Raw genomic sequence first — 1,140 nt, 5'->3', positions numbered from 1 at the left:
TATATAAATTGAGTTAAATTGTATTCGTTTTTCCTCCTATAGGCGTATACTAAAGAAAACACTTGAGGAGTGGGGAACATGGAAACAGAACGCCAAATCCGTGAATTGGAAAAAGCGATGAATACGACAGACAACCGCCGGTTGTACGAGCGTTTCCTGGCAGTCAAGTTGGTTCTTGAAGGCCACACCCGGAAAGAAGCCGGGCACACCATCGGCCGCGACGAGCATACTGTCAGCCACTATGTGAAAAACTACTGCCATAATGGAATCCAAGGTTTAGTCTCCAAAAAACAAAGCGGACGACCTTCACGGCTGACAGATGAACAGGAAGCGGAACTGGTCCAAATCGTCGCCTACCACACTCCGGAGGAAGTAGGTTTCAAATCCCGTGCCAATTGGACATTGGCGATTGTGTGTGACCTGATTCTCCGGGAATGGAGTTATGGATATACGCAAAAAGGCGTGGCGGACCTCCTTCACCGGCTAGGACTAAGCTGGACCCGTCCGACGTATACCCTCAAAAAAGCGGATTCCAAGAAACAACAGGTATTTTTGGAAGAAACCTTCCCGAGCCTAAAAAAAAATTGCTGAATAGCGATATTGACCACCTCCTATTCGAGGACGAAACCATGATCCGGGATTACCAAGCCATTGGCTGCACCTGGTTTCTCCGCGGCCACCAGCGAAAAATCCCCACTTATGGACAACACAAAGGGGTAAAATTGATAGGCACCTTGGATTATGAAACCGGTCGGATCATTTGTACAGAAGAAGGGGCATACGACGCAGCGGCCTTCCTCCGTTTTCTGGAGCGGACGTTGCGGGAATACCCCACCGGAAAAATCGTGATGGTATTGGATAATGCCCTTATCCACCACGCCAAGCTGATCCAGTCTTTTCTTGAAGAAAACGCTAGGCGCCTGGCACTCATCTTCCTCCCTCCCTACAGCCCTCAGTTGAACCTAATGGAAGGCGTTTGGAAGTGGCTCAAGGAATCGGTCATCAACAATGTTTTTTTTGACCACGTCCAGAAAATCAAACAGTCGGTCCGCGGTTTCTTAGCCGATGTAAACGAGCGTCCCCTTGAGGTGATTGACCGACTGTGCGTGCGGATGTAAAGTATTTAATTCAACCTATATA

At 48.4% G+C, this 1,140-nt stretch carries 1 protein-coding gene; it reads left to right on the top strand.

The genetic code is table 11. The features are described from left to right. Positions 1-78: 78 nt before the first annotated feature. Positions 79-1,118, top strand: a protein-coding gene (locus tag FGQ66_RS15020) for an IS630 family transposase (RefSeq protein WP_113843804.1) whose coding sequence is annotated in 2 segments (ribosomal slippage) — positions 79-576 and positions 579-1,118 — 1,038 coding nt in all. Because the reading frame shifts where the segments join, the coding sequence is not laid out codon by codon here. Positions 1,119-1,140 lie beyond the last annotated feature (22 nt).

It is taken from the genome of Enterococcus sp. BSD2780061688st2 D3 (assembly GCF_005844145.1).
Classification (GTDB): Bacteria; Bacillota; Bacilli; order Lactobacillales; family Enterococcaceae; genus Enterococcus_B; species Enterococcus_B durans.
The sequence above is the reverse complement of the archived record's forward strand: the minus strand, read 5'-3'. Positions and strand labels throughout refer to the sequence as shown.